Source organism: Phytohabitans flavus (assembly GCF_011764545.1).
Lineage (GTDB): Bacteria > Actinomycetota > Actinomycetes > Mycobacteriales > Micromonosporaceae > Phytohabitans > Phytohabitans flavus.
This window is the reverse complement of sequence record NZ_AP022870.1, coordinates 2,867,532-2,893,461: the sequence shown is the minus strand read 5'-3', so window position 1 is coordinate 2,893,461 and position 25,930 is coordinate 2,867,532. Positions and strand designations below refer to the sequence as shown.

Genomic DNA, 25,930 nt, shown 5'->3' with positions numbered 1-25,930 from the left:
GTACCGCCGGGCCGCGGGGGCCTACCCGGCGTCGGCGCGGGACGGGCGCCGGCGCTGGGCCGCGGGGTGGATCGTGAGCAGGTCGCCGGGCTGGCAGTCGAGCGCCTCGCACAGCGCGGTCAGCGTGCTGAACCGGATCGCGCGGGCCCGCCCGTTCTTGAGGATCGACAGGTTGGCCAGCGTGACCCCCACCTCGGTGGAGAGCTCGGTCAGGCTCATGCCGCGGTCGGCGAGCATCTTGTCGAGGTGTACCTCGACGCGGTCCTCCTCAGCCGGCATCAGATCACGCCGTCCAGCTCGACGCGCATGCGTACGCCCCGTTTGAACACCTCGGCGATGGCCAGGAACGCGATCCCGGACAGCCACCACCCGCTCCAGATGAACCCGCCGACCGGCCCGTCGATGATCGGGGCGACAAGGGCCCGGTAGGCCAGCTCCTCGATCAGATCGGCGGCTATGCCGCCGGCGAGCAGCGTGACGCCGAGCCGGCGCAGCAGCCGCACGTTGCCCGCCGTGAACGGGTCGCCGCGGCGCGCCTCCCGGACGATGCGCACCAGCAGGAAGAGCATCGCGATCACGACGCACTTCGTGGGCAGCGAGGTGGCCATGTGGAGCAGGCTCTGCGTGGCCGTCGGCTCCTCGACCAGGGCCCGCACCTGGGCGGAGGGCTGGACCGAGACGCCCTCAGGCAGCCGGTTGGGGCCGGTGAGAGAGCCGGCCTGGTCCAGCGGCACCCAGACGGTGAAGGCCGCGCTGGGCGAGACGGTGACCTGGAACAGGGTCGCCACGCTGGTGAAGATCAAACCGCCCACAAGGCCGAGAAATAGCAGCCCTAGCCAGTCCAGCCGGGCGGCGTACACCTTGATCGCCATCGCCGGTGCCCCCTTATCGAAAAGCGATACATCGATAGTCGATAAGGGGGCGCCCGCTGTCAAGGTATCGGGGTGGTTCGGCGGAGGGCGCATCGGCCCTTGTGCATCCGGGTCGCGGCGGCTCGGCATTCGCCGGCGACTCGCGCGATTTACCGTAGGGCCGCATCCTCGGCGGCCACCCTTCCGGCGTCTAGGCTTCTCCCCAGAACCACATCCCTCCGCTTGCTCTGCCGCCGGGCGGCGGTATCCGCATACGTATGCAACGTCAGGGGCCACCGATGACCCGGGTAACGACCAGCAAAGACGTCGCGAAGGCCGCCGGCGTCTCCCAGCCCACGGTGTCCCGCGCGCTGGCCGGTCACCCGCAGGTGTCGCCGGCCACCCGCGAGCGCGTGCGCAAGGCGGCGCAGGAGCTGGGGTACGTGCCGCAGGAGTCCGGTCGCGTGCTGCGCAGCCGCCGCACCCGGCGGATTGCGGTGGTGTCCAGCCCGGACGACCTGCTCAACCCGTTCCACCCGCAGCTGATCGTGCCGCTGCACCAGGCGCTCACCGCGGCCGGATACCGCACGACGCTGCTCGCCGAGACCGAGGACGCCGCGGTGCTCGCCCAGCTCACCGACGGCTCGGTGGACGGCGTCGTGCTCACCGCGACCGACACCGGCTCGGCCGTGCCGCGCCACCTGGCCGCGAGCGGCGTGCCGCACGTGCTGGTCAACCGCCTCGTACCCGAGGAGGGGCACCCGAGCTGCGTGGCCGACAACCGCCAGGGGGCCGCGGACATCGCCGCGCTCGTGGCCGGTCTCGGCCACACCGAGGTCGCGCTGGTGCTCGGCCCGCGCCGGCTGAGCACGAGCCTCGACCGCGAGGCCGGATTCCGCAGCGTGCTCGCCTCGGGGCGTTCGGTCCGGACCCGGGTGCTGCGCGGCGGGCACGACCACGCGACCGGCGTCGCCGCCGCCCAGTCCCTGCTGGACACGGCACACCGCCCGACCGCGATCCTCTGCGCCAGCGACGAGATCGCGCTGGGCGTGCTGCACGAGGCGAGGCTGCGCGGTGTGGCGGTGCCCGGCGAGCTGACGGTGACCGGCTTCGACGACATCCCGATGGCGGGTTGGGAGCCGTACGCGCTGACCACGGTGCGCCACGACGCCGGCCGCATGGCGGCCGAGGCGGTGCGGCTGCTGCTGTCCCAGCTCAGCCCGGACGCGGACGGCGCGGCGCCCGAGTCGGTCGTGCTCCACGCCGACGTGGTACTCCGGGGGACGCACGCCCCACCAGCCCCATGATTCCTTTTTGATCCACCTGGGTACGTGGCGTCGTTGCCATCGGCTATGAGCTGAGGAGACGACGTGGAAGACCCGCTCAGGATCGGCGCCAGCTTCATCGACTACGTGCTTGTCGCCGTCTACTTCGCCGTGGTGCTGCTGATCGGCCTCGCCGCCCGCCGGCGGATCTCGGACAGCCTCGACTTCTTCCTGGCCGGCCGCTCGCTGCCGGCCTGGATCACCGGCCTCGCGTTCATCTCGGCCAACCTCGGCGCGGTCGAGATCATCGGCATGTCCGCGAACGGCGCCCAGTACGGCATGCCGACCATGCACTACTACTGGATCGGCGCGGTACCGGCGATGCTCTTCCTGGGCGTCGTCATGATGCCCTTCTACTACGGGTCGAAGGTGCGCAGCGTGCCCGAGTTCATGCTGCGGCGCTTCGGTACCGGCGCCCACCTCGTCAACGCGCTCAGCTTCGCGCTGGCCCAGGTGCTGATCGCCGGCATCAACCTCTTCCTGCTGGCCAGCGTGGTCAACAGCCTGCTCGGGTGGCCGCTGTGGGTGGCGCTGGTCCTGGCCGCGGCGATCGTGCTCAGTTACATCACGCTGGGCGGCCTCTCCGCCGCGATCTACAACGAGGTGCTCCAGTTCTTCGTGATCGTCGCCGCGCTGCTCCCGCTGACGCTGATCGGCCTGCACCGGGTGGGCGGTGTCAACGGCCTGATCGACAAGGTCACGAACGCGCCGGGCGGCGGCGCGGAGCAGCTCAACTCGTGGCCGGGCAACGAGCTGGCCGGGTTCGGCAGCTCGTTTCTCTCGGTGCTCGGCATCGTCTTCGGGCTCGGCTTCGTGCTCTCGTTCGGCTACTGGACCACGAACTTCGTCGAGGTACAGCGCGCGATGGCGACCAACTCGATGTCCGCCGCGCGGAGCACGCCGATCATCGGGTCGTTCCCGAAGATGTTCATCCCGTTCGTGGTGGTGATCCCCGGCATGATCGCCGGCGTGCTCGTGGCCGAGACCGCCTCGCTCAAGGCCGGCGGCGACGGCAGCGGTACCACGTACAACGACGCGATCCTGCTGCTGATCCGCGACGTGCTCCCCAACGGCCTGCTCGGCGTGGCGCTGGCCGGCCTGCTCGCCGCGTTCATGGCCGGCATGGCGGCCAACGTCTCCGCCTTCAACACCGTCTTCAGCTTCGACCTGTGGCAGCGGTACGTGAAGAAGGACCGGCCCGACGACTACTACCTGAAGGTCGGGCGCTGGGCCACGGTGGGCGCCACGGTCCTCGCGATCGGCACCGCGTTCATCGCCTCCGGCTACAGCAACCTGATGACGTACCTCCAGACGCTCTTCGGCTTCTTCAACGCCCCGCTGTTCGCCACGTTCATCCTCGGCATGTTCTGGAAGCGGATGACCGCGACCGCCGGCTGGGTCGGCCTCGTCTCGGGCACCGCGGCCGCGGTCACCGTGTGGGGCCTGAACGAGGGCGGCGTCTACAACCTGCCCGGCCAGGGCGCGGCGTTCGTCGCGGCGGGCGCGGCCTTCGTCGTGGACGTGGTGGTCAGCGTGCTGGTCAGCAAGGCCACCGCGCCGAAGCCGGTGGCCGAGCTCGCCGGCCTCGTCTACTCCGAGACCCCCAAGGAACAGCGCACGGACCCGGCCGCGAGCCGCCTGCCCTGGTTCCGGTCGCCGGTCAAGCTCGCCGGAATCTCGCTCGTACTCGTCGTCGCCCTGAACGTCGTCTTCCGCTGAGGAGGTCCCACCATGAGTGACAGTCCCGAGAGCCGGCCTTCGGCGGTGCCGCGCCGGGCCGGCGTCTCCGACGTACGCAACGTGATCGGCGCGCTGATCGGCTTCTACGGCGTCGTCCTGGTCGTCATGGGCGTCGCCGCCGACTCCGCCGAGGACCGGGCCAAGACCGGCGACGTGAACGCCAACCTGTGGGCCGGCCTCGCGATGCTGGTGTTCGGGGTGCTGTTCGTGCTGTGGGCCTGGCTCCGCCCGGTCATCGTCGAGCCCGACGAGACCGAGCCCGCCGAGGACAGCCCTATGTAGACGTTCGGCTGTGGGCTATGTAGAGTGCCGGCTATGGTGTCAGAGGTGCAAGTGACCGCCGCGGTGGCGAAGGTGTTGGCCGCTTTTCTCGCCGATCCCGGGGCTGATCGATATGGCCTGGATCTGATGCGGGCCACCGGGCACCCGAGCGGCACTCTCTACCCGATCCTGCAGCGCCTGCAACGGGCCGGCTGGGTGGCCGCGCACTGGGAGGAGGTCGACCCGGTGGCGGCCGGGCGGCCCGCGCGGCGTTACTACCGGCTGACCGCGGACGGCACCGTGGCGGCGCGAGCCGCGGTCGCGGCGCTCTACGAGACCCTGGCGCGCGGATACGACGCGAAGGGCGCGGTCATCGCGCCGACCACGCACGGCTCGCTGGGGTCGGCGTGAGCGCCGCCGACCGGGTCGCCGAGGCGCTGCTGCGGCTGGCGGTGCGCCGGTGGCCCGCGGAGCTACGCGACGAGCGGGCCCGGGAGTGGGGCGCGGAGTTGCACGCGCTGCGGAGCGAACCGGGCACGCGCGGGATGCGGCGTGCGGCCGGTCAGCTGCGGTTCGCGTTCAGCCTCGCCGCCGCGTCGCCGGTCGAGGACGAAGACGGCGTGCCCCGCGGCCGGCGGGAGGGCCTGCCCGGAGCGGGTCGCGGCCTGCGGCCGTTGCTGGTGCTGGTGCTCGCCGGGCTGCTGGCGGCGGGCCCGGTCAGCGGGATCGTCCAGGCCTGCGGTGGGTGGGTGCTGGGCGTCCTCGGGTTCCACAGCGGTTGGCCCACCAGCGCGGCCGTCACCGGCCTGACATCCCTGCCGGCCGTGCCGATCGTCGCGGTCGCGGCCTGGTGGCTGGGCCGCCGCATGCCGATCCCGTGGGCCGGAGGACGGCTCGGATCGGCGGTCGTGGCCCCGCTGGCACTGGCGGTCGCGTTCGCGCTCCTGGTGGTGGGTCGGCAGGCCGGCACCGGCGGTGTCGCCGCCAGCCTCGGCGCGGGTGCGCTGGCCTGGGTCCTGCTGACCGCGGGGCTGGCGGTCGCCGTCGTCCGGCTCGCCGTGCCGGGGCGCCGGTGGCTGGCCGCGGCGCTGGCGGTGATCGGCACACCGCTTGTCGTGGAGCTGGCTACAACGGCGGCGGCCCTGCCGGCCACACTCGGCGGCGGCGCGGGCGCGTTGACGGCGCTGGCGTGGGCGCCGCTGCTCCTGTCCGGCCGCGCCTGGTCCGTCGAGGCCGGTTCGTGGTTTGCGACCCCGGACGGGATCTCGCTGCTCAACGCGACCGGCACGTACCCGGTTCACCTGCTTGTGCTCACCGGCCTGGCGCTCGGGTACGGCCTCGGCGCGGCCCTACCGGAGCCCCGGTGGCTGAGCGGGCCGGCCACGACCCGGCCCGTCACCGCCCGGCCGGCGCCGGTCCGGGTGCTCGCGGCGGGTGCCCTCGCCGCCGGTGTGGTGGCTCAGCTGGCGGGCCTGCTCTCGTGGGCGTACACACTGGCGATCCTCACCCCCGCGATGCCGCTGGTGGGGCAGGCGGCGCCGATGCCCGGCGGCGACGGCGAGCTGTACATGTGGGTGGCCGAACTGCGCTGGGGGAGCATCACGCTGGCCGCGCTCGGGCTGCTGCTGGCCGCCGCCGACCGGCGCGCCGCCCCGCTCGCCGCGGTCGTGCAGACGACCGTCCTGCTGGCCGCGGACGGGATGCTCGCCCGTGCGGACGCCACCGGAGCGGGCGGGCTGCGCACGGCACTCGCCGCCGCGGCCGTCGCGGCGGCGGCCGCCTGGTGGGTCGCCGGGGCGCGCGACGCCGTGGACGCGTTGTCCGTCCGGCGGCGGCTCGCCTGGGTGGCGGTCGCCGCCTGCTGCGGACCGATCCTGCTCGAGCAGGGCACGGCGGCGGTCAACCACCCGTACCTGCCGGTCGGCCTCGCCGGGGTGACCGCGATCCTGGTGGCCATGCTCGCGGTGGTCGCCGCGTGCGCCGCCGCGGCGGCCCGACCCAGGCGGCTCACACGGCCGCGGCTGGCCGCACTCATCGCCGTCCCCGCGTTGCTGCTCGGCGCCTGGGGTGCCGCGACCGGTGCCGGGGTGCCGTACGAGCTCACCGTCCTCGGGATGCTGCTCACCGGCCCGCTGGCCCTGGTGGTCGTCGGAGTCGTCCTGGCCCGGCCGCCACGCCGCCGGTGGGGTCCCGTCGTGGCGGCAACGGTGCTCGTGCTCGGCGGCCCGGTGCTGGGTGCTGTCATCGCGTGGGCGGCCCTGATGTTCTCGGTGTTCGCGTCCAACATTCTCTTCGCGGTCGCCGGCAGCAGCTGGCAGGCCGACGGGCTGTCCCTCCTACCCGGCGCCGTGCTCGTGGCGGTGCCGGCCGGCATCCTGGCCGCCCAGGGACTGGTACGTCCGACCGAGCCACCCACGCCGCCTCAACCGACCCAGCTCCCCGCGCTCGAACGGGCCTGAGACAACAGGCCCTAGCGGGCTGGGGCTTCCGCCAGGCGGGGGTGATTTCGAACGTCAGCTTCTCCTCCTCGCTGACGTCGACGCGGACCTCCTGCCCGTGGGAGAGGCGGCCGTCGAGCATCATCTCGGACAGGCGGTTGTCCACCTCGCGCTGGATGGTGCGGCGCATCGGGCGGGCGCCGTACTGGGGCTCGTACCCCCGGTCGACCAGCCAGCCGATCGCCGGGCGGGTGAAGTGCACGTTGATGTCCTGGGCGTGCATGCGGCGGCGGGTCTGCTCCAGCATCAGGTCGGTGATCTCGGCGAGCTGCTCGGCGGTCAGGCGCTGGAACACCACGATCTCGTCGATCCGGTTCAGGAACTCGGGCCGCAGCTCCTCCCGCAGCCGCCGCATCACGCGGTCCCGGGCGTCCTGGTCGGTGCGTTGCTCGCTGGCGAAGCCGAGCCCTTGCTCCTGGGTGATCATCTCGGAGCCGAGGTTGCTGGTCATGATGAGCACGGTGTTCTTGAAGCTGACCGTGCGCCCCTGGCTGTCCGTCAGTCGGCCGTCGTCGAGCACCTGGAGCAGCAGGTTGAAGACGTCCGGGTGGGCCTTCTCGATCTCGTCCAGCAGGATCACCGAGTACGGGCGCCGCCGCACCGCCTCGGTCAGCTGGCCGGCCTCCTCGTACCCGACGTAGCCGGGCGGCGCGCCGACCAGGCGGCTGACGGTGTGCCGTTCCTGGAACTCGCTCATGTCCAGCCGCACCATGCGGTCCTGGTCGCCGAACATCGCCTCGGCCAGCGCCCGGGCCAGCTCGGTCTTGCCGACGCCGGTCGGGCCGAGGAAGAGGAAGCTGCCGATCGGGCGGTTCGGGTCGCCGAGGCCGGTACGGGACCGGCGGATCGCCTGCGACACCACCTCCACCGCGTCCGCCTGGCCGATGAGCCGCTCGTGCAGCCGCTGCTCCAGGTTGGCGAGGCGGTGCCGTTCCTCCTCGCTGAGCTGCTGTGCCGGGATGCCGGTGGCCCGCGACACCACCTCGGCGATGTCGTCGGCGGTCACCTCGGACACCCCGTTGGGTCCACCGTCGGCTTCGGTCATCTGCCGGCGCAGCTCGGTGACCTCATCGCGGATCTGGCTGGCCCGCTCGTACTGCTCGTTCGCCACCGCCTGGTCCTTGTCGTGGCAGAGCTGCTCGATGCGGCGTTCCATGTCGCGCACGTCGGTGGCGGGTGCCCGGCTGCGCAGCTGGACCCGCGCGCCGGCCTGGTCGATCAGGTCGATGGCCTTGTCCGGCAGGAAGCGGTCGGTGAGGTACCGGTCGGACAGCTCCGCCGCCGAGACCAGCGCCTCGTCGTTGAAGCGCACGCCGTGGTGGGCCTCGTACCTGTCGCGCAGCCCACGCAGGATCTCGACCGTGTCCTCGACGTTCGGCTCGGGGACGAGGATCGGCTGGAACCGCCGCTCCAGCGCGGCGTCCTTCTCCACGTACCGGCGGTACTCGTCCAGCGTCGTCGCGCCCACCACGTGCAGCTCGCCTCGGGAGAGGGCGGGCTTGAGGATGTTGGAGGCGTCGGTGGCGCCCTCCGCCGAGCCCGCACCGGCCACGGAATGTATCTCGTCGATGAAGACGATGAGGTCCTCGGTGTTGGCGCGGATCTCGTCGATCAGGTTCTTCAGCCGCTCCTCGAAGTCGCCTCGGTAGCGGGTGCCGGCCACCAGGCCGGTCAGGTCGATCTGCACGAGGCGCTTGCCGGCCAGCGTCCGCGGCACCTCACCGTCGACCATCCGCTGGGCCAGACCTTCGACGATCGCCGTCTTTCCGACGCCGGCCTCGCCGATGAGGACCGGGTTGTTCTTGGTACGCCGCGCGAGTACCTCTACGCACTGCTCGATCTCCTGCATCCGCCCCACGACCGGGTCGATCTTCCCGTCGCGGGCGAGCGCGGTGAGGTCTCGCCCGTACCGGTCGACGGTCGGTGTCGGTGTCGCCGTGGGGGCGCTGGGCTGGGCCGCGGTGCCCTGGGCCTGGCTCTGTGCCGCCTGGCGCAGCGAGTCGGGCGTGACGCCGCGCGCGGAGAGCGTACGGCCGGCCTCGGAGTCGCGGTTGACCACGAGGGCCAGCAGGATGTGCTCGGGCCCGAGGTAGGAGGAGCCGAGGGTACGCGAGATCTGGTGTGCCTGGAGCAGCGCCCGCTTGGCCGCCGGGGTGAGGGTGGGCGGCTCCCGCCGGGGCTCGCCGCGCCGCGCCCGCTCCTCGATCTCGGTGGCCAGCGTGCCCGGGTCGGCTCCGGCGCGGGCGATCAGCTGGCGCAGCGGCTCGCGCTGGCAGATCGCCCACAGCAGGTGCTCGGTGTCCAGGTCCTGGCTGCCCCACTCGGTGGCGATCTGCGCGGCGCTCTGGATCAGCTCGCGGGCGTCCTGGCTCATCAGCCGGGCCAGGTCGATGCGCCGGCCCTGCTGCCCCTGCCGCGACCCGAAGAACTGCGAAAGGAACTCCTCGAAAGGGTCCTCCCCGAACGGGCCGCCGCCCCAGTACCCGCCCGTCATGTCGGCCACCTCCCGGTCCCGGCGTCACTTCCTACCGGGTCGGGGCTACCCCTCCTCGATCGGGACAAACGTGGCACGCCTGAGCCCGGGGCCAATACGCCGACGCGTTTGTCGATCCGGTCGAACGGGCATCTTTCTCCGCGTCACCCCCGGACCCGGAAGGAGCCCGCCCGATGGGCCTCATGTTTCGCAAGCGGAAGAAGTTCGGCCCGCTGATCCTGAACTTCACCGAGAACGGCTTCTCCTCGTGGAGCATCAAGATCGGTCGCTGGTCGTGGAACTCGCGGGCCCGCGCGCACCGCTTCGACCTGCCTGGCCCGCTCTCCTGGAAGCAGGACAAGTCCCGCTGAGGACCACCCGCCGTCACCTCTGGCCGAGGGCGGCGAGCATGCCGGAGCGGTGCGGCTCGTCGCCGAACGGGCCGTCCGCCTCGTCGGTCCGCCACTGCGGCACCCAAACAAGGCCAGGTTCGGCGAGCGTCAGGCCGGTGAAGAAGCGCTCGATCTCGGCGCGGGTGCGCAGCCCGACCGGCGTCGTCGTCTTCTTGTACTGCTGCTCGGCGCTGTCGAAGTCGTCCTTCTCCAGGCCGGCGAACCCCTCGACGGAGGAGTGCGACACAGCCAGCCAGCTGCCCGGCGCGACCGCGTCGAGCAGGGTGGCCACGCACGGGTACGCCTCGTCGCCGGGTACGAAGTGGAGCACCGAGACGAGCAGCACCGCCACGGGCTTTTCCAGGTCGAGCACCTCGGCGGCCGGAGACTGGCGCAGCTGGGCCAGCAGGTCGACCGGGTCGCGCAGGTCGCCGCGGAGCGCGGTGGCACGCGGGGTGTCGGCGAGCAGCTGCCGGCTGTGCGACACCGCGATCGGGTCGAGGTCCACGTACACGGTCACCGCGTCGGGGTCGAGCCGGTGGGCGATCTCGTGCACGTTGCCCACCGTCGGGATGCCCGAGCCGACGTCCACGAACTGCCGCACGCCCGAGTCCACGAGGAACCGCACCGCGCGGCGCAGGAACGCCCGGTTGGCCTGGGCGATCCGGGGCAGGTCCGGGATCGCCGCGATCACCGCGTCGGCGGCCTTGCGGTCGGCGGCGAAGTTGTGGCCGCCGCCGAGGTAGTAGTCGTACATGCGGGCGGCGCTCGGCGTGTCGATGTCGACACCGCGTGCCCAGTCGCTGTCCATTGGCCCTCCACCCACTGTGCGATACTCGCCCGATTATGACCGCGTACGCCCTCCTGATCTCACCCGGCACCAACCGCGTCTACGCCGACTCGGCCGTCGACCTGACCCGTACCGAGTTGGCCCTGTTCAGCGAGGCGGTGCTGGGCGGGCGGATCGGCGGTGGAGAGGTCGCGACGATCGGCGGCGTGCGGTACGTCACGTTCGAGGCCGACGCCCTGAGCCCGCGCGACCTCGCGCTGATCGGCAACATGTCCTCGGTCTTCGCGCTCTTCGAGCGGGTCGGCGACCTGCTCCGCCCGGTCGAGCTGGACCCCCTGGACCGGTACGACGACGACCTGATCACGATCCAGAAGTACGCCGGCAAGACCAACGAGCAGTTCACCAAGCTGCTGCTCAACGCCACGCTGCTCGCCTCGGCTTGGGCCGACGAGCTGCTGGAGCGCCGCTTCCGGGTGCTCGACCCGCTGTGCGGCCGGGGCACGACCCTCAACCAGGCACTGATGTACGGCTTCGACGCGGCCGGCGTCGACCTGGACCAGAAGGACTTCGAGGCGTACCAGGCGTTCATCACCACGTGGCTGAAGCGCAAGCGGGTCAAGCACCGGGTGCTGGAGTCCGGCCCGATACGGCGCGAGCGGCAGGTGGTCGGGCGGCGGCTGCGGGTCGAGCTGGCACCGTCCAAAGAGGAGCAGAGGGCCGGCGCGGTCCAGCTGCTCGACGTCGTCAACGCGGACACCACGCGGGCCGGCGAGTTCTTCCGGCCGGGCACTGTGGACGTTGTCGTGGCCGACGCGCCGTACGGGGTGCAGCACGGCAGCCGTACCCCCGCGAAGGGCCTGGCCCGCGACCCGCTCGCCCTGCTGACGGCGGCCGCGCCGGTCTGGGCCGGGCTGCTGCGCCCCGGCGGCGCGCTCGGCATCTCGTGGAACACCTATGTGGCCCGCCGCGAGGACGCCGCCAAGGCGCTCGCCAACGCGGGGCTGACGGTGCGCGACGAAGGACCGTGGGCGCAGCTGCGGCACCGGGTCGACCAGGCCATCATCCGCGACGTACTCGTCGCCACGAAGCCCGCCTGAGCAGATTGTGCACCGCGCGCCGGGGAACTTCGGTTAACTGGCGTGCAGGCAGTCAGGAGGAGCGCCGATGAGAGCCGTCGTGTACACCCGTACCGGAGATCCGTCCGTCCTGGAGGTCGTGCAGCGACCGATCCCGGAGCCCGGCCCCGGTGAGGTCCTGGTGCGGGTGGCGGTCTCCGGCGTCAACCCGACCGACTGGAAGTCGCGGCGCGGCGGCGGCACCGGTGCCCCGCCGCCGGGCGGCTGGCAAATCCCCAACCAGGACGGTGCCGGCGTGGTCGAGGTGGTCGGCGAGGGCGTGGACGCCGGGCTTGTCGGCGAGCGCGTGTGGATCTGGGAGGCGGCCTGGCAGCGGCAGTGGGGGACCGCCGCCGAGTACACGGTGGTGCCGGCCCGCCAGGTGGTACGGCTCGGTCCGGCCTCGTTCGACCTCGGCGCGAGCCTCGGCATCCCGTTCCTGACCGCGCACCGCTGCCTGACCGCCGGCGAGGCGATGCCGGACCGGATCAACGCCGGCGCGATGGACGGGCGGGTCGTGCTGGTCCAGGGTGGGGCCGGCGCGGTCGGCAACGCGGCCATCCAGCTCGCCCGGTGGGCGGACGCCACGGTGATCGCCACCGTGAGCAGTCCGGAGAAGGCCCAGCTGGCCGCCGCCGCGGGCGCCGACCACGTGGTCGACTACCGCCAGCAGGACGTGGTCGAGGAGGTCAGGCGGATCGCCCCGCACGGCGTGGACGCCATCGTCGAGGTCGCGCCGGGCGCCAACGCCGAGACCGACATGCGGGTCGTCGGCCCGAACGCCTGCGTGGCGGTGTACGCCGGCGACGGCGCCGGGTCGCTGACCCTGCCGGTCCGCCCGCTGATGGGTCCCAACGCGCGCTGGCAGTTCGTGCTCGTCTACACGATGGCGGAGGCGGCCAAGGCCAAGGCGGTCTACGACGTCGCCGCCGCGGCCGGCGAGGGCGTGCTGCGGGTCGGGCCGGACGCCGGGCTGCCGCTGCACTACTACCCGCTGATGGAGGCCGCCGCCGCGCACGCCGCGGTCCAGGACAGCGCGGTGGGCAAGGTGCTGATCCTGACCAGCGAGCGCGACCTGAGTAGCTGAAGCGGCTGAGCGGCGGCTCAGTAGCCGATGCCCGCACGCTGGCCCGCCATGGGGCCCGAGGCGGCGCGGCGCGGGTCGGTCAGGTCGTAGACCGCTTGCAGCACCTCCTCCGGCGGAATGTCGTCCACAAAGGAGTCACTGTGGACGCAGCCGTCGCCGGGCCGGGCCGGGTACAGGTCGCGGGTGCAGTCGGCGCCGCACACCGGGCAGTGGACCCGCCAGGACGGGATCGGGCGGTGCCGGGCGCGGTAGGGCGGCGCGCTGTTGATGACGTTGCCGACCCAGTAGATGCCGACGCTCGGCGTACCCACCGCGGCCGCGACGTGCAGCGGGCCGGTGTCGTTGGCCACGGCCACGGCCGCGCCGGCCAGCAGGCCCACCAGGCCGCCCAGCGACAGCTCGCCGACGAGCGTCCGGATCCGCCGGTCCGCCTCGGCGACCCGCGCCACGACCGCGCGCTCGTCGGTGGTGCCGGTCACCACCACCTCGTACCCCTGCGAAAGAAGCTCGCGCGCGACGTGCCCGAAGCGCTCCGCGGACCAGCGCCGCCGCGGGTCGGTGGCGCCCGGGTGGATCACCACCCGGCGCCGCGACGGCGGGCCCGCCACGCGGCGGGCCTCGGCCACGTCGGCGGCCGTGACCGCGAGTGTCGGCTGGACGGTGACCGGCGTGGCGCCGACCAGCCCGACCACCTCGAGGTAGCGGGCGATCTCCGCCTGGTAGTACACGTACGGGATCCAGCGGTCCAGCGGCGGGCTGCCCGGCGCGCGCAGGCCGGCGGTGACCCGCGCGCCGAGCGCGGTCGCGATCCGGTTGCTGGTGCGGCCGCCGCCGTGGATCTGGACAGCGAGGTCGAAGGGGGCGGTGCGGGCGTTCGCCAGGAAGTCCTCCACCGGCACGGACTCCTCGCCCGGTGACGGCGGCCGCAGCCCCTCGATCGGCGGGAGGATCGCCACGCCGTCGACCGGGCCGGGGCGGCCGGTGAGCAGCTCCGCGTGCAGCGGGCCGCCGAGGAGCACGATCTCGGCGCTCGGGTACGCGGCCCGCAGCGCGTCGAGCGCGGGCAGCGCGAACATGAGGTCGCCGAGGGCGTTGGCGCGCAGGACCGCTATGCGCCCCACGCCGTCAAGGAGGCCGCCCATGGTCATCGGGCTACCCGGTGATCGCCGCGTTTATCCGGCCGTCGACGTGGAAACCCGCGCCCGTGGACGCGTCCAGGCATGCGGCCGCCCTCGACGCGTGGGGCGGCCTCCAGGTGCTCGTGGTCGGCGACGTGATGGTGGACGAGTGGCGGTTCGCGGACGCGGACCGCATCTCCCGGGAGGCGCCCGCACCGGTGCTGACGCTCCGCCGCCGGCAGATCTCCGCCGGCGGCGGCGGCAACGCGGCCGCCAACCTGGCCGCGCTCGGCGCCCGCGCCGCACTCGCGGGGTGGTGGGGGACGACCCCGCCGGTGAACGGCTCGCCGCCCGGCTCGCCTCCGACGGCGTCGAGGACCGCATGATCCGGGTACCGGGCCGGAGCACCCCGGTCAAGCGGCGCCTGCACGCCGGCGGGCAGATCGTCGCGCGCGAGGACGAGCCCGGCGGTGGCCCGCTGCCGCCCGCCGCGGTCAAGGCGCTGATCCGGACGCTGGAACGCGCGCCCGAGCAGGTACTCGTCGTCGCCGACTACGGGCTGGGCGGGCTGCCCGAGCCGCTACGGCGGTGGCTGGTGCGGCACCGCGAGCGGTTCGCCCTGATCGCGCTCGACGCGCACGACCTGTGCCCGTGGCGGGACCTGGGGCCGAGCGTCATGACGCCGAGCGTGGGGGAGGCCGCGAACGCCACGGGCCTGCCCCGGCCGGCCGCCGAGCTCGCCCAGGTGCTGCGGGAAGACTTCGCGGCCGGGGTTGTCGCGGTCACCCTCGGCTCCGACGGTGCCGTGGTCGTGGGAGCGGGCACCACGCACACGACAAGGGCCGAGGCGGCACCCGAGGCGCACACGGTCGGCGCCGGGGACGCGTACCTAGCCGCCATGACCCTCGCCCTCGCCACCGGCGCGCCGATGCCGGTCGCCGCCGACATCGCGCAGGTGGCCGCGGCCGTGGGCGTGGCGTGCGAGGGCACCTGCGTCTGCGATATCGAACCGCTGCGCGCGGCGCTCACCGGGCAGGCCACGCTCGTCGAGGCGGACGGGCTGGACCGGATCGTACGGCGCCGGCGGGCCGAGGGCGCCCGTGTGGTCTTCACCAACGGCTGCTTCGACGTGCTGCACCGGGGCCACGTGAGCTACCTGCGGCAGGCCCGCGAGCTGGGCGACCTGCTCGTCGTCGCGGTCAACTCGGACGCCGGGGTACGCCGCCTCAAGGGGCCGGACCGCCCGGTCGTACCCGTGGAGGACCGGGTCGCCGTGCTCGCCGCGCTGTCGTGCGTCGACCACGTCGTGGTATTCGAGGAGGACTCGCCCGCCGAGCTGATCGAGCGGGTCCGCCCCGACGTGTACGTGAAGGGCGGCGACTACCCGCCCGAGCTGGTGCCGGAGGCGGCGCTGGTACGGCGGCTGGGCGGTGAGGTGCGGACACTCGGGTATGTACCGGACAGATCCACCTCCGCGATCATCGAGCGGATCCGGGCGCACCGCCGGGAGCCGGCCTCGTGAGACCGCTGGACCCGGGTGACGTCGAGGGGTTCCGGGCACCGCGCGAGCTTGACGTGCTCATCCCCACCCGCGAGCGGCCGGCCGCGCTCGCCGCGACGCTCGCCGGGATCGCCGCGCAGGACGGCGTCGCGTTCGGCGTGGTGGTCAGCGACCAGTCCGACGGGCCACCCGGCTGGGCCGACCCGTCGGTGGCCGGCCTGGTCCGGATCCTGCGCCACCGCGGTCACCCGGTGCTGCTCGAACGCCACCTGCCGCGCCGCGGGCTGGCCGAGCACCGCGCGTACCTGCTCTCCCGCTCCGCCGCCCGCTACGTGCTCTGCCTCGACGACGACGTCTGGCTGGAGCCGGCCACGCTGGCCCGGCTCGTGGCGGCGATCGGCGAGCTGCGGTGCGGGTTCGTGGGCAACGCGGTACACGGCCTGTCGTACCGGGACGACGTACGCCCCGAGTCGCACCGGCAGTTCGAACCGTGGGACCGCCGCCCCGAGCCGGAGCGGGTGCGACCGGGCAGCCCCGAGTGGTGGCGCGCCGGCCTGCACGCCGCCGCCAACCTGCTGCACGTCACCGAGCAGCTGCGGCTGGCGCCGGGGGAGTGGCGCGCGTACAAGGTCTCCTGGATCGGCGGCTGCGTACTCTTCGACCGCGCCAAGCTCGTCGCCTCGGGCGGCTTCGACTTCTGGCGCCGCCTCCCGCCCGACCACCAGGGCGAGGACGCGGCAGCGCAGCTCGCGGTGCTGGAGCGGCACGGCGGCGCCGGCCTGGTCCCAAGCGGCGCCTACCACCTCGAGGTCCCCACGACGGTCACCGACCGCCGCGTCGAGGCCTGGGAAGTAACCCTCCAGGACTAACTACTGGAAGGGATCACATTCGACTTTTCTTAAGATCGATATTTGCCCCGGTCCGCGTCACCTGCGGGACCGTATGCTCCCGCGGGCACCGCGCAGGCCGGCGGCTCGCTAGCGCTCCCCGAAATCCCCGACCTCCGCTGCCACGTCCGCGGTCCAAGCCCAACCCCAACCCGCTTCCTTGATCGGCGGGTCGGGTTGGTGTGCGCGGGAGATCGTGGTATTCAACTGCCCCCAGAGGGCAGCTAAGTACCACGATCTGCCATTCGGCGGCCCGTCGTAGCGTCGATCAAGGCAAACCGAGCGCCCTTTGGGCGCGTGTCTGGTTTGGACGCCCCCCCCCGCCGCACAAACCGACGAGCTAGGTCGGGGCCGGAGCGACGGACCGGCAGCGAAGTCACGGTCGGCCGACCACGACCCGGGGTGAGCCTGGCCAACCGCGGAGGGTGAGGCCGCGGGAGCGACGGTCTGGACCACGGCGGGCGTCGCGGTAGCTCAATTTCCTTGGGTTTGGAGCTTTATCCGCGACAAGACGCCGAGGCCGCCCCAACTCCAAAGCTCTGTAGAAAGGCTGTGACTACTGGATGACGTCTAGGCATGCGTGGCTGGGGTCCGGTGGGAAGGTGGTCTGGCTGGGTTGGGGCGGCGCGGTCAGGTCGATCAGCGTCCATCCCGACGAGTCGACATCTCCTGGCGACCAAAGGTGGGAGTCGACCACGCGGCCGCGGTCGTCGAGGGCGGCTAGTACCCGGTCGAAGTAGTCGATCGGGTCGCCGGAGAAGCGGGCCGCGCGCACGAACCACAGCCGCTGGGCGCCGGCCAGCGCCGTGTCCACCGAGCCTGGTTGGCAGGTGTCCGCGCTGGTCAGCCGGAAGAAGCCGGGTATCGGCAGCTTCCTGCCGCCGCGGCCGTACCAATCGGCGAAGGGCCTGCTGAACCGATAGAGGATGATGACGTCACCCGGACGCAGTTGGGCGGCGACCTCGTTGAGGATGTCGCGGCCCTGATCGCGGTAGCGCGGCTCGCGCACCTGGTCCGCCCCGTCGGCGAACGACGGGGTAGCCGCCACGCCCGTCATGACGATGGCTACGGCCGCGGCCACCAGTGCCGTCGCTGGGCGCCACCCGCGGTCGCCGGAGCGCAGGGACCGCACCGTGTGTACGGCGACCCGAACCGCCGCGTCCACACCGGCCGCCGCCGCGACCAGGACCGGCGCCAGCAGGTAGACCGCGATCCGGCCCTCCCAGGGGTAGGCCCGTAGGGCGGCCGCGCCGAGCGCGGCGACGCCCAGACCGCCGAGCAGGCCGGCCCAGATCGCCTTGCCGCGCAGCGCCATCGCCACCGGGCCGGCGATCACGAGCACCAGCAGGACGAGGGGGTAGTGCCAGCCAAGCGGATCGGTCGCGAAGCCCGACCACATCCGCGGCAGCCAGGCCACCAGGTCGGACGGCCCGGCGTGCTCGGGCGGGAAGCCGGTGCGGAAGATCGAGTACTGGTTTCCCGGGATCGTGTACTGCATGCGCCGCCAGACCATCAGCGCACCCACCGAAAGCGCGGGTATCGCGGCGAGACCCAGTGCCAGCGCGGTGCCGAAACGGCGGGACAGCAGCAGGACCAGCACCCCGCCGGCGGTCGCGCCCGCGACCACGATGATGGCGCTGAAGCTGAACGGCGCGACCACCAACCCGGTCGCCGCGAGCGCTGCGGCGTACAGCCAACGCCGGCGCGGATCCGCCGATCGCTGGTCGTGCTCGACGAACAGCCCCATGGCCAGCAGCAGCACCATCGCGGCTGCCGCCTCGGTCGAGTACTGCTTGAGCTCTCCCGCGTAGTAGAGCAGCCCCGGGCTGAGCGCGGCCAGCGCGCTGGCGAGCACGGCGCCACCCCAACCGATCGCCCGCCGAGCGAGGACCGCGGTCAGGACGAGGGTGATCGCCGCGCCAAGTAGCCCGGCCAACCGCAAGGCTTGCTCGTCACCGCCGAGCTTGTGGTAGAACAGCTTGCTCGTGAACAGCCAGCCGGGCGGGGCGATCTGTGAGTATGCCAGCGGGCCGGTCAGCTCCCACCAGCTCTTACCCCGCAGGTTCACCGCGATGTAGATTTCGTCGGCCCATAGACCGCGATCGCTCGCCCAGACCCGCACCTGCCCGGCGATGCCGACCAGCAGGACGAGGCCGATAGCCAGCCACCTCCAGATCGCCCCGGAGCGACCGGCTTCCGCCGGCGAGGATGTGTCGGGCGAAGGAGCGGAATCCACGGTGACAAGTTGCACGCGGCCAGGCTGCCACAGGCGCTGTCAAGTCACAACGTTCTCAACAACAAGCAACGATTTGGGTGTACCCGCGGCGCGGTTCGACGGTCTCCATAGGTCAGAGACACATCCAGCAGTACAGGGACTCACCGTTGTCCCGCGCCCGGGTGGCCAGCGCCGTCAGTTGTTCCAGCGCGGAGCGGAGGTCATCAGGCGTGAGGAGGCCGCCGAATTCCTCGATATCGGCCCAACGCCGCGCCAGGTCGGGCACTCGCCGCGCCGGAACGCCGGCCAGCGTGTCCCGGGTCTTATCGTCCAGAGTGACCACCCACGGTCCCATATGCCCCGTGTCCTGCTCGCCGCCCTCAGGCCAGATCAGCCGATTGTCGACCAGGCCCGAGCTGTACTCCGTGTCCATCGCGAACGCGACCAACTTGCCCAGCGCCACCTCGGGATCCACGCTCTTGAGTTCGACGCCGTCGAAGGCCGCCGACTCGCGGTCCGCGCTCACCAGTGGACCACCGTCACGCTTTTCCATCTGCTCCCGCACGACGGCCACCCCGGCGCACGGAAGTAGTCGGTCAGGACACCCACGTTGGCTCCCTCTGTCGTGCGACCGATCGCGACCAAGCGACGATAGCCAAGACACGCGCAACTCGCCGCCCCGCCAACCGCGCAGCTCAGGGCGAGCCGAGGCCGGGCTGCGCGGGGTTTGTTCGACAAACTGGACCGACGTGGCCGCAGCCTGGTCGTGGTCTACCAGGCCGCCGTGATCGGCGCGCTGCGCATGGGTGTCGCCCGCTGCGGCGCACATACCGGGCCTGGTCATGGGGCCGGTTGGCCCACAGCCTGCGTGACCTGCTGCGCGCGACCTCCTGTCGGGGTCCTGATGCGCGTTCTCCTGCCCGCGTTCGCCGCGTCGGCCGACCCGGAAAGCCGCGCCTGCTACGACCGCCTAACGCGCCGAAGGCAAGAAACGCGACGCCTCGCCCTCAGGCGCGTCGACGTCCTCCACGCCGTGCTTCGCACCCGAACCAATGCCACCAAACCAGCGGACGAACCCCGACTCGCACCTTGACAAACCCATAAAGACATCCCACGAAAATGGATCCGGAACGTCGCAAGATTGCAATACAAATATCCCTAGATCGACGAATATAACTGGTGGTCTTGGTAATGGTGCGAGACAATTAGTGGGTGTCCAGGGATGCGTTAGACCAGCTCAGTGAGGTAGCGAGCAAATGCGCTACCGCGTCGGTCTGGACGTTGAGTGATGACGAGCTTGTCGATTCCCTGGACGCCATCCACGAGTCTCTGCAAACACTTACCGCAGCCCAGCTGCATTTGATTCGGGAAATCGACGGGCGCGGGCTGCCGATCGCGCAGCACGCTTCCAGCACCGCGGTGTGGTTGCGGGAGCGTCAACGGATCAGCATTCACGCCGCGAAACGGCTGGCCGACCTCGCAAAGGCGGTTGACGAGCGCCCAGCCCTAGACGGCGCCTTGGCTGCGGGTGCGGTCAACGCCGAGCAGGCCACGGTCATCGCCACTACCGTCCGGGACCTTCCCGCCGACTTGGGCCCTGATCTGGTGGATGAGGCGGAGGCGGTGCTGATCGGTCAGGCCGAGCAGTTCGAGCCCACCATCCTGCGCAAAGCCGGCGAGCGGATCCTGACCCACGTAGCTCCCGAGATCGCCGAAGCCCGTGATGCCGCCGCCTTGCAGCGGCAGGAGGCCCGCGCCTGGCAGGCCCGAGCGTTCCAGCTCACCCGCCTCGGCGACGGACGGGTAAGGCTCACGGGCTGGCTCGACGAGGCCGGCGCCGCCACCGTCAACGCCGCCCTCGACCCGCTCTGTGCGCCCCGGCATGACAACGACGAGCCGCGCACGCCCGCCCAGCGCCGGGCGGACGCGCTCGTCGAGGTATGCCACCTGGCCACCCGGACGGAGCGGTTGCCGGACAACGGTGGGCAGCGGCCGCATGTGGTGGTCACGATGCCGTTTGACGTGGTGCAGCAGCAGCTCGGTGTCGGCACGTTGGACACCGGTGGGCGGCTCAGCCCCACGCAGGTGCGGCAGATGGCTTGCGATGCGCAGGTGATTCCGGCGGTGCTCGGCGGTGACGGGCAGGTCCTCGACCTGGGCCGCACGCGGCGGCTGATCAGCGGGTCGTTGCGGCGGGCGCTGGAGCTGCGTGACCGGGGATGCGCGTTTCCTGGTTGTGATCGGCCGCCGCGCTGGTGCGACGGGCACCACATCCAGGCATGGGCCGACGGCGGACCCACCAGCCTGAACAACAGCGTGCTGTTGTGTAGCTATCACCACGGGATCATCCATCGTGGACAGTGGATCGTTCGGCTCCGCGCTGAGGACGGCAGGCCGGAGTTCGTCCCGCCCGCTTACGTTGATCTGCGGCAGCGACCACGTCGAAACCTCTACCAACACCGGACGTGATAACCACGGCCTAGAGAGGTTCGGGGTTGGGGTAGCTGGGTGGACACATGCCGTTCCCCGGGGCCGCTTTCTGCTGTCTTATCCGCTTGGCTGACGTCGTGCGATGTGGCGATGGTGGCGGGCTCAACCGAGCCGCACGGGTGCGGGCGCAACGAATCCGCCGCCAAGCGGCGGACCTGTTCGCCTGCGGGGTGACGCCAGGGCCCCGGCAAAGTGGTGACGGTGTCTGGCTTGTGAGGGTTGGAGTTGAAGCGCCGATGTTGGTGGCAGCAAGTCGGGCGTGAGCCATTTGGCATCGCGAGGGCTGCCAGGCTCGGGTATTCTTCCTGGGCTGGTAGATGCTACCGAGGTGGAGAGGCGCTGCGACGGACCACGGTTCGCCACGCTCTACCCCGGCTCTCGATCAGGAAGGGCGCCTTCTCGTAGAGGAGGCGCCTCGTGATTGACGGCGTGGTGGTGGGACGGGTGGCAGCGGTGCTGCGCTACCCGGTCAAGTCGATGGCCGCCGAGCCTGTCGAGCAGGTTGACGTGTCGTGGCACGGCCTGTCCGGAGATCGACGGTGGGCGTTCGTGCGCCCCGACGTGCACAGCAACGGATTCCCCTGGTTGACGTTGAGGCACCGCAACGACCTGAACGACTACCACCCATGTTGGGTGGAGCCAGAGAGCCCGGATAGGTCCTCACTCGTGGTCCATACACCGACCGGCGACCAATTCGACGTCACCGCGCCGGCCCTCGCGGCCGAGCTCGGCGCCGGCGTCCGGGTGATGAAGCTGGACCGCGGAGCGTTCGACACCTTACCGCTCTCGCTGATCACCACACGCACCGTCAAGAGCCTCGAAACGCTGCTCGGGACCGAGTTGAACGTACGGCGGTTCCGGCCGAACCTGGTCATCGAGGCCTTCAGTACCGCCCCATTTCCCGAGGACGAGTGGGTCGGACGGGCCTTGACGGTCGGGACGGCGGGGATGCGTATCGATGGTCGCGACAAGCGGTGCGTTGTCGTCAACATCGATCCGGTCACCGGCCGCCGTAGTCCAGCGGTGCTGCGCACTATCGCCGCTCACCGGGACACACGTCTGGGCGTGTACGCGTCGACGACCCGTCCCGGGCACGTGGCGGTCGGGGATCCCGTTGTTCTACACCCAGGGCCCCCGGCAAAGTCGTTAGGTGATGTCGGCGGACCTGTGGCGCCGCGCCAGGCCTGGTAGGCCGGTGGTGTCGACGCGTTGGCGTCCCAAGGGCGCGCCCCGGCCCGGACCCGAGGCTGTCCGACGTCCAGTTGACCAAGCTCAACGCCCGGCTCGAACGAGGCCCGCTGCGGCGGCCGGCTATAGCGAAGACCAGCGGTGGGCGGTAGCCCGGGTCACGGCACTTGTCGGCGCGATGTTCAAGGTTCAGGTCGGCATCAGAGACCGACCCAAAGGCTAGCGCGCAGCGGAACTGGCCGATTTGCTCGACCAGGCCTACCCGCAGCCCCACGCGGAGGGTGAGGCTGCGGGAGCAGCGGTCTGGACCACGACGGGGGTCGCGGTAGCCCAAGAATTTGGTCTTGGTCTTTGTCTTCTAGGGCTGGTGGCCGACGGCGTGGACCGGGTCGGGGAAGAGTTCGCGCACGTCGTCCGGCAGCTGTACCTGCGCGTCGTACATGGCGGACGGCGGCACGTTCACCGACAGCTCCTCGAGCACGGCGCGGGCGTAGCGGCGGGCCTCGTCCTCGTCGGTGTCGCAGGCCAGCGCGATCCGGGCCACCGGGTCCTCGCGGTTGCGCGGGCCGTCGTCCCAGGTGGACGGTTCGCCGGGGTGACGCACGTACGGGCGCAGCGCCGCTGGCAGCCCGTCGGCGAGGTAGGCGGCCTCGCCGGCTGGTAGCCGGTCGCCGAGGGCGCGGAGGACGGCGTGCACGATGTGGTCCGCGCCGGCGCGCTCGTCCCCAGCCTTGAGGTGGGACTGCACGTGCGCGGTGATCAGGTCGTCGCTCACCGGATCTTGGGTACCCGCTAGTCGGCCAGCCGTAACGCCTCTTTCGCGACCTGCTCGGGCGGGATGTCGAGGCACTCCAGGGCGTACGGGCAGCGTAGCTGGCGGCACGGCGCGCACGCTGTGGGTATCGAGAGCACCGCGGCCGGTGTGAAACGGGGGCGTACTGGGACAGCTGTTCCGTGCCGGCGAAGAGCAGCACCACCGGGCGGCGGAACGCGCTCGCCAGATGGGCGCCGCCGCTGTTGTTGCAGACCACGACCGCGGCGCCGGCGACGAGCGCGGCCAGCCCGGGTGCGTCCAGCCCCGTCTCGCCGCCGCCCGCCCGCTCGACGAGCTCCGCCTCCCGTGCCGAGCCCGCCACCACCACACGCAGCCCGGCACTGGACAGCAGCCGCGCGACGCGGGCGTACCGCTCGGGCGGGTAGCGGCGGGACGAGCAGGAGGCACCGGGGAGCAGCAGCGCGTACGGCTCCCCGGGCGCGATGCCGTGCCGGGCGAGCACCTCGCGGGCATCTTCAAGGGCGCCCGCCGGCAGCTCCAGCCGCAGCCGCGCGCCGTCCGGGGGTACGCCGACCCGCTCCAGCACCCGCAGCATCCGGTCGACCTGGTGCGTCTCGTCGGGTGGGGCGGGGACCCAGTGGGTGAGCCCCGCCCCGCCGAACTCCTTCGACTCGCCCACCCGCACCGGCACACCCGCGAGCCGGCACAGGTACGCGGCGGGCCACGGCGACTGGGAGAACGAGGTGAGGACGACCGCGGCGTCGTACCGGGCGCCGGCGATGCGGCGGATCAGGCCGCGGTCGGCGTCCGGCGCTACCTCGTCCGGGTCGAGCTGCTGCCACGACACCGCGGCCGTGAGCACCGCGCCGAGGTGCGGCAGCAAGGGTGCGACGGCCGCCCCGGCGGGGGCCGCGAGCAGGTCCAGCCGCGCGTCGGGGGCGGCCCGGTGCAGCGCGCGTACCGCCGGGCCGGCCATCACCACGTCGCCGAGGTTGTCCGGGCGCACGACGAGGATGCGGCGCAGCGCGGCCCAGTCGACGGGCGGTCCGGCGAGCGTGGCGGGATGCTCCATTACGACATGCTCCGGACGACCGCTTCCGCTACCGCCGTTACCGGGATGTCCGCCATGCAGGCCGGGTCGGTGGCGGAGAGCGGGCAGTTGGCGTGCCACCAGCAGACCTGGGTGGTGATCGCGGTCGGGCGGCGGTGCGGGCAGTCCGGCAGCCCTTGCAGGTGCACGGCGGCCGGGTCGCCGAGGCCGTACCGGCTGGCCAGCGTCGGGCCGAAGAGCGCCACCGTGCGGGCCCCGCTCGCCGCAGCCACCCGCAGCGGTCCCGTGTCGCCGCCCACGACCACGCCGCCCCGGCGGGCGACGTCCGCGAACACGGCCGCCAGCCGGCGCAGGCTCCCCGCTTGCGGTACCGCCGCCACCGGGACGCCCATGCCGTCGAGGATCGCGACGAGCTCCTTCCAGCGCCGCTCGGGCCAGAGCTTGACCGCCATGCCTGCCTCCGGTACCAGCAGCACGGGCCGCCGGCGGGTGGGGCCGAGGAGGCCGGCCAGCTCGCGGGCGCCCTCGGCGCGCTCGGCGGGGCTGAGCCGCAGCCGGGGTACGGGGTCCACCGCGGACGGGTCGAGCACCCCCTCCTCGACGAGGATGCGCAGGTAGCGGTTGCCGACCAGCTCGTCGGGCGGCGGGCCGCGCCACAGGTTGGTGACGCACCGGGCGCCCGAGTCGCGCAGCAGGTCGGGGATGCCGCCGTACCGGGTGGTGGTGACCGCCAGGTCGGGCCGCCGCTCGGCCAGCGCGGCCGTCACGGCCTCGCGCTCGGCGCCGTCGCGGGAGTGGGCGGGGACGCGTACGCCGGTGACGGCCGGGTCGCCGCGCAGTAGGCCCGCGCCGGGCTCGTGGGTCACCACGCGCAGCCGGGCGCCGGGGTGGCTGGCGGCGAGCGCGTGGATGGCCGGCAGCGCGATGACCAGGTCACCGATGCCGCCGAGCAGGTCGACGACGAGGATCTCCGCATACCGGTTACGCATGGGCCAGCACCCGCTCGTACAGGTCGAGGTGCGCCCGCGCCACGGCGGGCCAGGTGTGTCCGGCGGCGAGCGTCCGCCCGCCGGCGGAGAGCCGCGTGCGGAGTGCGGGGTCGCCGATCAGCCGGCGAAGGGTGGTCGCGATCGCGGCGGCGTCGCGGCGGGCCTCGATGGCGGCCACGTTCTCGCCGTCGCGCAGCCGGGGGTCCGGATCGTCGGGGACCGTGACAGCCGTCGGCACCCCGTGCGCGAGCGCCGCGAGCAGCGCGCCACTCTTGACCGAGACCCCGGCCGTGAACGGCAGCACCGCGCCGTCCGCCGCCGCGAGCAGCGCGGACACCTCCGGGCCGGGCAGGTACCCGGTGAACGTGACCGCGTCCCCGATACCGTGCCGGGCGGCGAGCGCCTCGAGCTCGCGGCGGAAGGCACGCGCCTCACCCTCTGGTAGCGCCTGCGAGGTGAACCCGCCGGCGACCACCAGGCGCAGGCCGGGGCGTACGGCGCGCAGTGCGGGGAGGGCTTCGAGGAGGTACCGCACGCCCTTGACCGGGTGTACGAAGCCGAAGAACACGAGCAGGAAGCCGTCCCCGCCCAGCCCGAGCCGGCGGCGGGTCTCGGCGCGGGCGGGTGGCGAGTCGGCGCGGTCCACGTTCGGGGCGATAGGGACGTTTGGGGCGATGGGGATGAGGACCGGCCGCCGCCCGGTCCGGCGCCGTACCTCCGCGCCGTGGTCCGGGTTCGTGACGACGACCGCGTGGCTCGCCGGTACCAGCAGGGCGGTTTCCCGGTCCCAGAGCCGCAGCCGTTCCAGCGGGCGCCAAGCGCGGCCGGGGAGCCAGCCCGGGGCGGCCCACCAGCCGTACTCGTGGATCGTGGTGACCAGCGGTGTGCCCGACGGCAGCAGGCGGGGCAGGAGGCCGGGGAGGGCGGAGAAGCGGTACGCCGACGGGGCGAACTGGACGTGTACGAGGTCGGGCCGCATCCGCCGGACCTCCTCGACCGCGCCGACCGTGGCGGCCAGCCAGCGGCCGGGTGCCGGGGGCCGGAGCGGTACGGCGTCGACCTCCACGCCGGCACCGTCGAGCGCGTCCGCCAGCCGGCCGGCGTAGTCGCTCACGCCGTCCAGGTGGGCCGGCGCCGGGCCGGTGATCATCGCGGTCCGGATCGTCACCGGCGACGTTTGCCCC

Annotated in this window: 20 protein-coding genes and 3 pseudogenes; 12 read left to right on the top strand and 11 right to left on the bottom strand. The window is 72.4% G+C overall.

Translation table 11 applies throughout. The features are described from left to right. Window positions 1–21: 21 nt before the first annotated feature. Window positions 22–279 (bottom strand): helix-turn-helix domain-containing protein, encoded by a 258-nt coding sequence (locus tag Pflav_RS12625; protein ID WP_173036337.1) that lies wholly within the window; start codon window positions 277–279, stop codon window positions 22–24. Further along, window positions 279–872 (bottom strand): DUF2975 domain-containing protein, encoded by a 594-nt coding sequence (locus tag Pflav_RS12620; RefSeq protein WP_173036336.1) that lies wholly within the window; start codon window positions 870–872, stop codon window positions 279–281. The genes Pflav_RS12625 and Pflav_RS12620 overlap by 1 nt, the downstream gene beginning before the upstream one ends. Before the next feature lie 278 nt (window positions 873–1,150). Between Pflav_RS12620 and Pflav_RS12615 the strand changes: the two genes are divergently transcribed. The 5 genes from Pflav_RS12615 to Pflav_RS45345 all read left to right on the top strand — a co-directional run bounded on the left by Pflav_RS12615 (window position 1,151) and on the right by Pflav_RS45345 (window position 6,636). Next, a complete protein-coding gene (locus tag Pflav_RS12615; protein ID WP_173036335.1) occupies window positions 1,151–2,158 on the top strand; it encodes a LacI family DNA-binding transcriptional regulator in 1,008 nt (335 codons plus the stop codon). Between the two features lie 63 nt (window positions 2,159–2,221). Then, on the top strand, window positions 2,222–3,895 hold the full coding sequence (locus Pflav_RS12610) for a sodium:solute symporter family protein (RefSeq protein WP_173036334.1): 1,674 nt from the start codon (window positions 2,222–2,224) through the stop codon (window positions 3,893–3,895). Window positions 3,896–3,907: 12 nt separating this feature from the next. Further along, on the top strand, window positions 3,908–4,198 hold the full coding sequence (locus tag Pflav_RS12605) for a hypothetical protein (protein WP_173036333.1): 291 nt from the start codon (window positions 3,908–3,910) through the stop codon (window positions 4,196–4,198). Between the two features lie 45 nt (window positions 4,199–4,243). Next, a complete protein-coding gene (locus Pflav_RS12600) occupies window positions 4,244–4,588 on the top strand; it encodes a PadR family transcriptional regulator (RefSeq protein ID WP_232071317.1) in 345 nt (114 codons plus the stop codon). Further along, on the top strand, window positions 4,585–6,636 hold the full coding sequence (locus Pflav_RS45345) for a hypothetical protein (RefSeq protein ID WP_232071315.1): 2,052 nt from the start codon (window positions 4,585–4,587) through the stop codon (window positions 6,634–6,636). Before Pflav_RS12600 ends, Pflav_RS45345 begins: the two co-directional genes overlap by 4 nt. Before the next feature lie 43 nt (window positions 6,637–6,679). Here the strand turns inward: Pflav_RS45345 and Pflav_RS12595 are convergent. Further along, window positions 6,680–9,169: pseudogene (locus Pflav_RS12595) on the bottom strand (ATP-dependent Clp protease ATP-binding subunit); the annotation flags it as partial. Window positions 9,170–9,342: 173 nt separating this feature from the next. Between Pflav_RS12595 and Pflav_RS12590 the strand changes: the two are divergent. After that, window positions 9,343–9,519 (top strand): DUF4236 domain-containing protein, encoded by a 177-nt coding sequence (locus Pflav_RS12590; protein ID WP_173036330.1) that lies wholly within the window; start codon window positions 9,343–9,345, stop codon window positions 9,517–9,519. A 13-nt stretch (window positions 9,520–9,532) separates the two neighbouring features. Here the strand turns inward: Pflav_RS12590 and Pflav_RS12585 are convergent, their stop codons facing one another. Continuing rightward, complete coding sequence (locus Pflav_RS12585) at window positions 9,533–10,351, bottom strand: SAM-dependent methyltransferase (RefSeq protein WP_173036329.1); 819 nt, start codon at window positions 10,349–10,351, stop codon at window positions 9,533–9,535. A gap of 35 nt (window positions 10,352–10,386) precedes the next feature. On the opposite strand from Pflav_RS12585, the gene Pflav_RS12580 reads away from it, so the two are divergent. Together Pflav_RS12580 and Pflav_RS12575 are read left to right on the top strand one after the other, a co-directional pair. After that, complete coding sequence (locus Pflav_RS12580) at window positions 10,387–11,427, top strand: TRM11 family SAM-dependent methyltransferase (protein WP_173036328.1); 1,041 nt, start codon at window positions 10,387–10,389, stop codon at window positions 11,425–11,427. A 67-nt stretch (window positions 11,428–11,494) separates the two neighbouring features. After that, window positions 11,495–12,532 (top strand): NADPH:quinone reductase, encoded by a 1,038-nt coding sequence (locus tag Pflav_RS12575; RefSeq protein ID WP_173036327.1) that lies wholly within the window; start codon window positions 11,495–11,497, stop codon window positions 12,530–12,532. 17 nt (window positions 12,533–12,549) lie between these two features. On the opposite strand, the gene Pflav_RS12570 is transcribed toward Pflav_RS12575, so the two are convergent. Further along, a complete protein-coding gene (locus Pflav_RS12570; protein WP_173036326.1) occupies window positions 12,550–13,680 on the bottom strand; it encodes a glycosyltransferase family 9 protein in 1,131 nt (376 codons plus the stop codon). Window positions 13,681–13,808: 128 nt separating this feature from the next. Between Pflav_RS12570 and rfaE2 the strand changes: the two are divergent. Beyond that, a pseudogene (gene rfaE2 / locus Pflav_RS12565) lies at window positions 13,809–15,172 on the top strand (D-glycero-beta-D-manno-heptose 1-phosphate adenylyltransferase). Beyond that, complete coding sequence (locus tag Pflav_RS12560; RefSeq protein WP_232071313.1) at window positions 15,169–16,020, top strand: glycosyltransferase family 2 protein; 852 nt, start codon at window positions 15,169–15,171, stop codon at window positions 16,018–16,020. The pseudogene rfaE2 and the gene Pflav_RS12560 overlap by 4 nt, the downstream one beginning before the upstream one ends. 574 nt (window positions 16,021–16,594) lie before the next feature. On the opposite strand, the gene Pflav_RS12555 is transcribed toward Pflav_RS12560, so the two are convergent. Continuing rightward, window positions 16,595–18,289, bottom strand: coding sequence for a hypothetical protein (locus tag Pflav_RS12555; RefSeq protein ID WP_232071311.1), 1,695 nt, complete (start codon window positions 18,287–18,289; stop codon window positions 16,595–16,597). A 97-nt stretch (window positions 18,290–18,386) separates the two neighbouring features. Beyond that, window positions 18,387–18,818 carry a hypothetical protein gene (locus Pflav_RS12550; protein ID WP_173036324.1) on the bottom strand — a complete coding sequence of 144 codons (432 nt, stop codon included), beginning with the start codon at window positions 18,816–18,818 and terminating at the stop codon, window positions 18,387–18,389. A gap of 716 nt (window positions 18,819–19,534) precedes the next feature. Here Pflav_RS12550 and Pflav_RS12545 point away from each other — a divergent pair. Together Pflav_RS12545 and Pflav_RS12540 are read left to right on the top strand one after the other, a co-directional pair. Beyond that, a complete protein-coding gene (locus Pflav_RS12545) occupies window positions 19,535–20,722 on the top strand; it encodes an HNH endonuclease signature motif containing protein (RefSeq protein WP_232071310.1) in 1,188 nt (395 codons plus the stop codon). 438 nt (window positions 20,723–21,160) lie between these two features. Further along, window positions 21,161–21,934 (top strand): MOSC domain-containing protein, encoded by a 774-nt coding sequence (locus Pflav_RS12540; RefSeq protein ID WP_197938392.1) that lies wholly within the window; start codon window positions 21,161–21,163, stop codon window positions 21,932–21,934. A gap of 355 nt (window positions 21,935–22,289) precedes the next feature. On the opposite strand, the gene Pflav_RS12535 is transcribed toward Pflav_RS12540, so the two are convergent. From Pflav_RS12535 to Pflav_RS12520, 4 genes and pseudogenes are all read right to left on the bottom strand, one after another. Further along, window positions 22,290–22,706 carry a DUF2267 domain-containing protein gene (locus Pflav_RS12535; protein ID WP_173036322.1) on the bottom strand — a complete coding sequence of 139 codons (417 nt, stop codon included), beginning with the start codon at window positions 22,704–22,706 and terminating at the stop codon, window positions 22,290–22,292. Window positions 22,707–22,890: 184 nt separating this feature from the next. After that, window positions 22,891–23,682, bottom strand: a pseudogene (locus tag Pflav_RS48650) (glycosyltransferase family 9 protein); the annotation flags it as partial. A 95-nt stretch (window positions 23,683–23,777) separates the two neighbouring features. Beyond that, window positions 23,778–24,746: a glycosyltransferase family 9 protein gene (locus Pflav_RS12525; RefSeq protein ID WP_173036321.1), complete on the bottom strand. Its 969-nt coding sequence runs from the start codon at window positions 24,744–24,746 to the stop codon at window positions 23,778–23,780. Further along, window positions 24,739–25,914 carry a glycosyltransferase family 4 protein gene (locus Pflav_RS12520; protein ID WP_173036320.1) on the bottom strand — a complete coding sequence of 392 codons (1,176 nt, stop codon included), beginning with the start codon at window positions 25,912–25,914 and terminating at the stop codon, window positions 24,739–24,741. The genes Pflav_RS12525 and Pflav_RS12520 overlap by 8 nt, the downstream gene beginning before the upstream one ends. Window positions 25,915–25,930 lie beyond the last annotated feature (16 nt).

Excerpts from the sequence above, each read along its gene's own strand:
- Pflav_RS12625 (WP_173036337.1), bottom strand. The coding sequence starts at position 279 with ATGCCGGCTGAGGAGGACCGCGTCGAGGTACACCTCGACAAGATGCTC.
- Pflav_RS12620 (WP_173036336.1), bottom strand. The coding sequence starts at position 872 with ATGGCGATCAAGGTGTACGCCGCCCGGCTGGACTGGCTAGGGCTGCTA.
- Pflav_RS12615 (WP_173036335.1), top strand. The coding sequence starts at position 1,151 with ATGACCCGGGTAACGACCAGCAAAGACGTCGCGAAGGCCGCCGGCGTC.
- Pflav_RS12605 (WP_173036333.1), top strand. The coding sequence starts at position 3,908 with ATGAGTGACAGTCCCGAGAGCCGGCCTTCGGCGGTGCCGCGCCGGGCC.
- Pflav_RS12590 (WP_173036330.1), top strand. The coding sequence starts at position 9,343 with ATGGGCCTCATGTTTCGCAAGCGGAAGAAGTTCGGCCCGCTGATCCTG.
- Pflav_RS12585 (WP_173036329.1), bottom strand. The coding sequence starts at position 10,351 with ATGGACAGCGACTGGGCACGCGGTGTCGACATCGACACGCCGAGCGCC.
- Pflav_RS12580 (WP_173036328.1), top strand. The coding sequence starts at position 10,387 with ATGACCGCGTACGCCCTCCTGATCTCACCCGGCACCAACCGCGTCTAC.
- Pflav_RS12575 (WP_173036327.1), top strand. The coding sequence starts at position 11,495 with ATGAGAGCCGTCGTGTACACCCGTACCGGAGATCCGTCCGTCCTGGAG.
- Pflav_RS12570 (WP_173036326.1), bottom strand. The coding sequence starts at position 13,680 with ATGACCATGGGCGGCCTCCTTGACGGCGTGGGGCGCATAGCGGTCCTG.
- Pflav_RS12525 (WP_173036321.1), bottom strand. The coding sequence starts at position 24,746 with ATGCGTAACCGGTATGCGGAGATCCTCGTCGTCGACCTGCTCGGCGGC.